Below are 8475 nucleotides of genomic sequence, written 5' to 3' on the forward strand. Positions count from 1 at the left end.
GCCGCCGGCGAACCGCCCGCGGAACCACCCGGCTCGCCCTCGGCGCCACTCCCGTCGCCGTCCCCGTACCCGTCCGCAGGCACGGCACGGTCGGGCAGTGTCTCCTCCACGTCCGTGGCCGGCACGGTGGCGTCGGCCTCCCGCCCGCCGTCGAGACCGGGCTCGCGGTCCGCGTCCGGGCCGTGGAAGTCCTCGGCGTCCACGACGCTCTCGACGGGCGTGGGCTCCTCGAGCTCCAGAACCTCGCCCGCCCCGGCGGCCTCGTCCAGGTCCCCGTCCTCGGTCGGCTCGGCCCGCACGGAGTCCACCTCGCCGAACGCGGACCCGCCGCCTTCGGCTCCGCCGCTCTCGGACTCACCGGTCTCGAACTCACCGGGCTCGGGCTCACCGAACGCGGATTCACCGGACTCACCGGACTCCGCACCGGCAAACCAGGCATCGGAGAACCCGGCGCCCACGGACCCGGAGTCGGAGAACCCCGAGTCGGAGAACCCCGAGTCGGAGAACCCGGAGCCCGCGGACCCCGTCTCCGCCCCGACGGCGGCCGGGCGGCTCTCCAGGGCGTCCAGCGCCGCCCTCGCCCGGCGGAACAGCTCCCCGCCCTGCGGCGAGAAGGGCCGGGCGGGCTCGGGGACGGGGGCCGGACCGAGCGCCGGGGCCTCACGTGCCGGAGGCAGCGCCGGGACGGGGTCCTTGGCCTCGATCTCCAGCAGGCGCCGTCCCTCCAGGGCACTCGCCCGCTCCGTCTCCGCCGTCGCGTAACGCCGCAGCAGGGAGGCGTGCTCGTTGCGCAGCGCCGCCAGTTCGGCCCGCTTGGACCGCAGCCGCTGCTCCAGCTTGATCCGGAGCTCCCGGCCTTCCTCCAGGTCGGCCTCCAGCTCGGCCACCCGCTCCTCGTGCTGCCACTCGGCGCTGGCCTTGGCACGCTTCAGCTCGGCGACGCTCAGACCGGCCGCCGTGTCCCAGCGCCGCAGGGTCACCGCGGCGGCCACGCCGACCACGGCGGCGAGAGCGGTCATCAGCCGCAGCAGCAACGGTTCACCGAGGAACCACGGAACCAGCGCACAGACCACGGACACGACTGCGAACACCGACGGCGGCAGGAGCCTGTGCAGAGGCGGGGAATGACGATGGCGTCCTCGTGGCATGGCCAGAAACTTACCGCGCGTAGGCGGTCGTGGACGCCCGGGAAGGCAAAATCGACGGCTCCGCTTTCCGTCCGGACATTCCCGTTTCTTGATCAGATCGACGGAGACCCCGCTCCGCGTCCCGTTTTGCACCATTTCACAGGCCCCTCACCGGGCCGACGGGTTCGGCGCGGCCCTGCCCGGCCGCCTAGGCTGGTCGCATGAGCAAGCAGTGCGTACGCGGCCACGTGGCGGGCCTTCCGACGTGGGACCGCTGCGCGGTCATGGGCGTCGTCAACGTGACTCCGGACTCCTTCTCCGACGGTGGCCGGTGGTTCGACACCACTGCGGCGATCAAGCGCGGCCTGGACCTCGTCGCGGAAGGCGCCGACCTGGCCGACGTGGGCGGCGAGTCCACCCGGCCCGGCGCCACCCGGGTGGACGAGGCGGAGGAACTGCGCCGGGTGATCCCGGTGGTCCGCGGACTGGCCGCGGAGGGGGTCGTCGTCTCGGTCGACACCATGCGCGCCTCGGTCGCCGAGAAGGCGCTGGCCGCGGGCGCCGTCATGGTCAACGACGTCAGCGCGGGCCTCGCCGACCCGGCGATGATCCCCGTGGTCGCCGCCGCGGGGGCGCCGTTCGTGGTGATGCACTGGCGCGGTCTGCTGGAGGGCGCCAACATCCCCGGCCGTTACACCGACGTGGTCCGCGAGGTCGTCGACGAGATCCGTGAGCGGGTGGACGCCGCCGTCGCGGGCGGGGTCGACCCGGAGCGGATCGTGGTCGACCCGGGCCTCGGCTTCTCCAAGGGCGCCGAGGACGACCTCGCCCTCCTCGCCCACCTCGACCGTCTCTTCGGGCTCGGACGGCCGGTGCTGGTCGCCGCCTCGCGCAAACGCTTCCTGGGCCAGGTCCTGGCCGGCCCCCAGGGCACCCCGCCACCCGCCCGGGAACGGGACGCCGCCACCGCCGCCGTCTCCATGCTCGCCGCCCAGCGGGGGGCGTGGGCGGTACGGGTCCACGAGGTGCGCGCCTCGGCCGACGCGGTGCGGGTCGCCGCCGCGGTCGAAGGGGCCAGGTGATCGCGGTGAGCGCCGCGCACACGGACGTCGAGCAGGTCGAACTCGCCAACACCGCCTTCTACGAGGCGATCGAGCAGGGCGACTTCGACGAGCTCTCCGCCCTCTGGCTCTCCCCCGCCGACCTGGGCGTCGACGAGACGTACCACGACCCCGCGGAGACGGGGGTGATCTCCTGCGTCCACCCCGGCTGGCCTGCCCTCAACGGACGTGGCGAGGTGCTGCGGTCCTACGCGCTGATCATGGCGAACACGGATTACATCCAGTTCTTCCTGACCGACGTGCACGTCTCGGTCACCGGCGACACCGCCGTGGTCACCTGCACCGAGAACATCCTCAGCGGCGGCCCGCCGCCCGAGGAGGGCGAGGACCCGGGCCCGCTGCTCGGCCAGCTCGTGGTGGCGACCAACGTGTTCAGGCGCACCCCCTCCGGCTGGAAGCTGTGGTCCCACCACGCCTCCCCGGTCCTCACCGAGTCCGACGAGGACGAGGAGCCGGAGGAACCTGACATTCCGGCGTGACTCCCCCACCCGTGATTGAGGCCGTGACACACGGGGTAGTGGCCGTCTTCGGCCGGTCGCACTCCCCCGACGAGGAGGAACGCCGACGCCCACGGGTAGATTCAGTGCCAGTGGGCGCCCTCGCGCACCCGGCGCGGAACCGGCCCCTCACCGACGACTGCAGGAGTGATTCGTAGTGGATCGTGTCGCGCTGCGCGGCCTCAAGGGCCACGGCCACCACGGCGTGTTCCCCGAGGAGCGCGAGACGGGCCAGACCTTCGTGGTGGACGTCGTCCTGGGACTCGACACCCGGCCCGCCGCGGCCGACGACGACCTGACGAAGACCGTCCACTACGGCATCCTCGCCGAGGAGGTCGTGGGCGTCGTGGAGGGCGAACCGGTCGACCTGATCGAGACGCTCGCCGAGCGCATCGCCGCGGTCTGCCTCAGCAACGAGATCGTGGCGGAGGTCGAGGTCTGCGTCCACAAGCCGGGCGCGCCCATCACCGTTCCGTTCGACGACGTGACCGTCACCATCAACCGGAGCCGTGTATGACCCCCTCGCGCCTTCCCGGGTTTCCCGACCCCACGGTCCAGCCGGTGCCGGTGTCCGTCGTCGAGGCGGTGGACGCAGCCGACTCCACGCTCTCCAACCCCCGCCAGGCCGTGCTGTCCGTCGGCTCCAACCTCGGCAACCGGATGGAGAACCTCCAAGGCGCCGTCGACGCGCTGGAGGACACCCCGGGCATCCGGATCAAGGCCGTGTCGCCCGTCTACGAGACGGCGCCCTGGGGTGTCGAGCCGGGGTCCCAGCCGAACTACCTGAACGCGGTCGTGATCCTCCGGACGACCCTGCCGCCCACCTCCCTGCTGGAGCGGGCCCAGGCCGTCGAGGAGGCGTTCCACCGCACGCGCGACGAGCGGTGGGCGGCCAGGACGCTGGACGTGGACATCGTCGCCTACGAGGGCCGGGTCTCCGACGACCCGGTGCTCACCCTGCCGCACCCGCGTGCCCACGAGCGCGCCTTCGTGCTGGCACCGTGGCTGGACGCGGACGGGTCCGCCGAGATTCCCGGCCGGGGGCGGGTCGCCGACCTGCTGGCCTCGGTCACCCGCGAGGGCGTGGCACGGCGTGAGGACCTGGAACTCCGCCTGCCCGAATGACGTTGAGAGGCACCGTGAGAGAGCTGCGGATCAGGACCCTGGCCCTGGCGTTCGTCGCCGTCGGACTGCTCGCCTGGGCGGGAGCCCGGTTGTGGCAGGCGTTCGGGTCGCTGCCGGGTGTTCCGGCCGCGGCCCCGTTCGTCCTGGCGCTGATCGCCGTGGGTCTGCTGGCGGGGGCGCTGTCGCTACGGGCACGCCTCAAGGCGCAGCGGGAGCGGCGGCCGGGGGCCAAGGGGGTCAACCCGCTGACGGCCACCCGCGCAGTCGTGCTCGCGCAGGCGTCGGCCCTGGTGGCGGCGCCGGTCGCGGGACTCTACGCCGGGGTCGCGGTCTTTCTCCTGGAGTTCCTGGAGGTCCCCGCCCGTCGGGGCCAGGCGCTCACGGCGGGGTTCGCGGCGCTCGCCGGCGTCGCGGTGGTCGCCACGGCCCTCTACCTCCAGCACGTGTGCCGGCTCCCGGAGGACGAGGAAGAGGCGTGACACCGCCTGGCGCCGGCTTCCGGCCGGCGCCGTGACGGGATCGCTCCGGCTTCCGGCCGGCTCTCCGACGGCATCAGGCCGCCGCCGTGTGTCAGCGGGCCATGATGAGGCTCATCGCCTCCGCCCGCGTCGCGGAATCGCGCAGCTGCCCGCGCACCGCGGAGGTTATCGTCTTCGCGCCCGGCTTCCGGATCCCGCGCATGGACATGCACATGTGCTCGCACTCCACGACCACGATCACGCCACGCGGCTCGAGGATCTCCATCAGGGAGTCGGCGATCTGCGTCGTCATCCGCTCCTGCACCTGCGGACGCCGCGCGTAGACGTCGACCAGCCGCGCCAGCTTGGACAGCCCGGTGATCTTGCCGGTGGTGGACGGGATGTACCCCACGTGCGCCACCCCGCGGAACGGCACCAGGTGGTGCTCGCAGGTCGAGTAGACCTCGATGTCCTTGACCAGCACCATCTCGTCGTGGCCCAGGTCGAACGTCGTGGTCAGCACGTCCTCCGGCTCCTGCCGGAGCCCGGCGAAGATCTCCTTGTAGGCCCGCGCGACCCGTGCCGGCGTCTCCCGCAGGCCCTCGCGGTCAGGGTCCTCGCCGACCGCGATGAGCAGTTCCCGGACGGCGTTCTCGGCACGCTTCTCGTCGAAGAAGCCGATGGCGATCTGTCCGTCCAGCGTCACGGGGTCGGTCATGTGAAGTGCCTCGTTCCTCAGGCTGACTGTGCAGATGGCGCACTGTGCGAAGGGCGCGCTCCCCAAGGCTAGAACCTGGGGGGCGCGCCCTTCATTCCGGGTTGTCCGGCGGCGTGACTCAGCTCTCGGGCCGGTCCTGCCCGCCCTCGGGACGCGGCTCCGGGGCCGGCTCGGCACCCGTGGCGCCACCCGTGAGGGTCTTGCCGGTGGTGCCTGCGCCGTTGCCGCCGTTGGTCAGCGCGAGCTCCCGCGGGGAGAGCACCGGCGGCCGGGTGGACGGCGTGCGACGGGAGGAGCCCGTCCAGGCCGGCCGCGGCGGACGCTTGACGATCGGGGCGAAGACCTCGGCGATCTCCTCCTTGTTCAGCGTCTCCTTCTCCAGCAGCGCCAGCACGAGGTTGTCGAGGACGTCGCGGTTCTCGACCAGGATCTCCCAGGCCTCGTTGTGCGCGTTCTCGATGAGCTTCTTGACCTCTTCGTCGACGAGCGCGGCGATCTCCTCGGAGTAGTCGCGCTGGTGCGCCATCTCCCGGCCGAGGAACGGCTCGGTGTTGTCGCCGCCGAACTTGATCGCGCCGAGGCGCTCGGTCATGCCGTACTGGGTGACCATCGCGCGGGCGAGACCCGTGGCCTTCTCGATGTCGTTGGCCGCACCCGTGGTCGGGTCGTGGAACACCAGTTCCTCGGCCGCCCGGCCGCCCAGCATGTAGGCGAGCTGGTCGAGCATCTCGTTGCGGGTGGTCGAGTACTTGTCCTCGTCGGGCAGGACCATGGTGTAGCCCAGGGCCCGGCCGCGGCTCAGGATGGTGATCTTGTGCACCGGGTCGGAGTTGGGCGAGGCCGCCGCGACCAGGGCGTGACCGCCCTCGTGGTACGCGGTGATCTTCTTCTCCTTGTCCGACATGATCCGGGTCCGCTTCTGCGGGCCCGCGACCACACGGTCGATCGCCTCGTCCAGCATGTGGTTGTCGATCAGCTTCTTGTCGCTGCGGGCCGTCAGGAGCGCGGCCTCGTTCAGGACGTTCGCCAGATCGGCACCGGTCATGCCGGGGGTACGGCGGGCGACCGCGGTCAGGTCGACGTCGGGCGCGACCGGCTTGCCCTTCTGGTGGACCTTCAGGATCTCCAGGCGGCCCTGCATGTCCGGCCGGTCCACCGCGATCTGACGGTCGAAGCGGCCCGGGCGCAGCAGCGCCGGGTCGAGGATGTCCGGGCGGTTGGTGGCGGCGATCAGGATGACGCCGCCCTTCACGTCGAAGCCGTCCATCTCGACGAGGAGCTGGTTCAGCGTCTGCTCGCGCTCGTCGTGACCGCCGCCGAGGCCGGCGCCGCGGTGGCGGCCGACCGCGTCGATCTCGTCGACGAACACGATGGCCGGGGCGTTCGCCTTGGCCTGCTCGAACAGGTCACGGACGCGGGAGGCGCCGACACCGACGAACATCTCGACGAAGTCGGAACCGGAGATCGAGTAGAACGGCACGCCCGCCTCGCCCGCGACGGCACGGGCCAGCAGGGTCTTGCCGGTACCGGGCGGGCCGTAGAGCAGCACACCCTTGGGGATCTTGGCGCCGACGGCCTGGAACTTCGCGGGCTCCTGCAGGAACTCCTTGATCTCGTGGAGTTCCTCCACCGCCTCGTCCGAGCCGGCCACGTCGGCGAAGGTGGTCTTGGGGGTGTCCTTGGTGATGAGCTTGGCCTTGGACTTCCCGAAGTTCATGACCCGGGAGCCGCCGCCCTGCATCTGGTTCATCAGGAACAGGAAGACCAGGACCAGCAGGAGGAACGGCAGCAGGGACAGCAGGAAGCCGAGGACCGGGTTGGTCTTCGACTCCGACACCGTGTAGCCGTCCGGGATCTTCTTGTCCTCGAACTTCTGCTGCAGCACGTCGGCCAGGTCGTCGCCCTGGCTGCCGATGTAGTTCGCCTGGATCTTGGAGGCCTTCTCGACCTCCTGCCCCTTCTTGAGCTCGACCTTGATGGTCCGCTCGTCACCGGTGGTCAGCTGCGCCGACTGCACCCTGTCGTCATTGATCGCCTGAACGACCTTGCCGGTGTCCACCGACTCGTAACCGCCGGACCTGCCGACGACCGTCATCAACACGACCACGGCAAGGACGGCCAGCACGATCCACATGACCGGCCCACGGAAGTATCGCTTCACGTCCATCCATACGGAGCGATGCCGCCCCGTCCCTCCTGCCATCGTGAGATTTGATAAAGGCTGTTCTTCGGACGGTACCCCAGCATCGTCCACCGAAGCGGCATGGGACGTCCGACGATCCTTCTACGGATACTCCAACGGCCCGCGAGCGCCAACGGTTCCCGGCCGCCGCGGCCGCGCCCGGCTGGTTGCTCCAGGTGGCCGCCGCGGCCGGTGAGCGCCACCGGGCCGCGGTTCAGCCGCCGTAGACGTGAGGTGCGAGCGTGCCGACGAACGGCAGGTTGCGGTACTTCTCCGCGTAGTCCAGGCCGTAGCCGACGACGAACTCGTTGGGGATGTCGAAGCCGACCCACTCGACGTCGATGGCGACCTTGGCGGCCTCCGGCTTGCGCAGCAGCGTGCACACCTTGAGCGAGGCCGGCTCACGGCCGCCCAGGTTGGAGATCAGCCAGGAAAGGGTGAGGCCGGAGTCGATGATGTCCTCGACGATCAGGACGTGGCGGCCCTTGATGTCCGTGTCCAGGTCCTTGAGGATCCGCACGACGCCCGAGGACTTGGTGCCGGCGCCGTAGGACGACACCGCCATCCAGTCCATGGTGACGGGGGTGGACAACGCCCGTGCGAGATCCGCCATGACCATGACGGCGCCCTTGAGGACACCGACGATCAGCAGGTCCTTGCCCGCGTACTCCTCGTCGATCTTCGCGGCCAGTTCGGCCAGCTTGGCGTCGATCTCTTCCTTGGTGATGAGCACCTTGTGGAGATCGGCGCCCATGTCTTTCGCGTCCACCCGCATCACTTTCGGTCGTCCCGCTGGAATGGCCGCGCGAGCCGCGCGGCGCGGCTCGCGCACAGGCCGAACGGCCCCGGTCCGGTTCCCGAGGGAGACCGGGCGAGGTCCGGTGGTCAGCCCTGCCGGATCACCAGTCTGCCACCCTGCCGTCGGGCGACGACGCGACCGGGCAGGTTGATGGCTCCCTGACCCCTCCAACCGGTGATGAGCCGGTCGATCTCCTCGATGTGCCGGGCGAAGAGGGAGCCCGCCGGGGCGCCGGCGTCGATGGCCGCCCGGCGCAGGACGCGGCGGCGGACGGCCGGCGGCAGGGTCTCCAGCTTGGCGCACTCCAGGAAGCCCGAGTCGTCCCGGACGGCGGACTCGGCCTGGCCTGCCCAGGCGTCCAGCGCGTCCGCGTCGTCCCGGGAGAGCTGGGCCGTGCGGGCGAGCGCCTCGACGACGCCCTTGCCCAGGGCCTTCTCCAGCGCGGGCA

The 8475-nt window shown here is 71.2% G+C and carries 9 protein-coding genes and 1 pseudogene; 5 read left to right on the plus strand and 5 right to left on the minus strand.

All coding sequences use genetic code 11. The features are described from left to right. A pseudogene (locus HW445_RS33505) lies at positions 1 to 1091 on the minus strand (hypothetical protein); the annotation flags it as partial. 257 nt (positions 1092 to 1348) lie between these two features. Here HW445_RS33505 and folP point away from each other — a divergent pair. From folP to HW445_RS11325, 5 genes are all read left to right on the plus strand, one after another. Further along, positions 1349 to 2209 carry a dihydropteroate synthase gene (gene folP / locus HW445_RS11305; protein ID WP_180220891.1) on the plus strand — a complete coding sequence of 287 codons (861 nt, stop codon included), beginning with the start codon at positions 1349 to 1351 and terminating at the stop codon, positions 2207 to 2209. Between the two features lie 5 nt (positions 2210 to 2214). Continuing rightward, positions 2215 to 2727 (plus strand): nuclear transport factor 2 family protein, encoded by a 513-nt coding sequence (locus HW445_RS11310; RefSeq protein WP_180220892.1) that lies wholly within the window; start codon positions 2215 to 2217, stop codon positions 2725 to 2727. A gap of 175 nt (positions 2728 to 2902) precedes the next feature. Beyond that, on the plus strand, positions 2903 to 3262 hold the full coding sequence (gene folB, locus HW445_RS11315) for a dihydroneopterin aldolase (protein WP_180220893.1): 360 nt from the start codon (positions 2903 to 2905) through the stop codon (positions 3260 to 3262). Next, positions 3259 to 3870, plus strand: coding sequence for a 2-amino-4-hydroxy-6-hydroxymethyldihydropteridine diphosphokinase (folK, locus tag HW445_RS11320; protein ID WP_180220894.1), 612 nt, complete (start codon positions 3259 to 3261; stop codon positions 3868 to 3870). The genes folB and folK overlap by 4 nt, the downstream gene beginning before the upstream one ends. Positions 3871 to 3884: 14 nt before the next feature. Further along, positions 3885 to 4349 carry a DUF3180 domain-containing protein gene (locus tag HW445_RS11325; RefSeq protein ID WP_180220895.1) on the plus strand — a complete coding sequence of 155 codons (465 nt, stop codon included), beginning with the start codon at positions 3885 to 3887 and terminating at the stop codon, positions 4347 to 4349. Between the two features lie 91 nt (positions 4350 to 4440). Here HW445_RS11325 and folE read toward each other — a convergent pair whose 3' ends face one another. The 4 genes from folE to HW445_RS11345 all read right to left on the minus strand — a co-directional run. Next, a complete protein-coding gene (gene folE / locus HW445_RS11330) occupies positions 4441 to 5046 on the minus strand; it encodes a GTP cyclohydrolase I FolE (RefSeq protein ID WP_180220896.1) in 606 nt (201 codons plus the stop codon). 118 nt (positions 5047 to 5164) lie between these two features. Beyond that, the gene (ftsH, locus tag HW445_RS11335; protein ID WP_180220897.1) at positions 5165 to 7213 is read right to left on the minus strand and encodes an ATP-dependent zinc metalloprotease FtsH; all 2049 of its coding nucleotides are present in this window, start codon (positions 7211 to 7213) and stop codon (positions 5165 to 5167) included. Positions 7214 to 7442: 229 nt separating this feature from the next. Then, positions 7443 to 8003: a hypoxanthine phosphoribosyltransferase gene (gene hpt / locus HW445_RS11340; RefSeq protein WP_180220898.1), complete on the minus strand. Its 561-nt coding sequence runs from the start codon at positions 8001 to 8003 to the stop codon at positions 7443 to 7445. 110 nt (positions 8004 to 8113) lie between these two features. Further along, positions 8114 to 8475: TilS substrate-binding domain-containing protein (locus HW445_RS11345; RefSeq protein WP_180220899.1), on the minus strand; the 362-nt coding region annotated here is incomplete at its 5' end.

The sequence above is a fragment of the Streptomyces sp. UH6 genome, from assembly GCF_013421635.1.
Classification (GTDB): Bacteria; Actinomycetota; Actinomycetes; order Streptomycetales; family Streptomycetaceae; genus Streptomyces; species Streptomyces abyssomicinicus.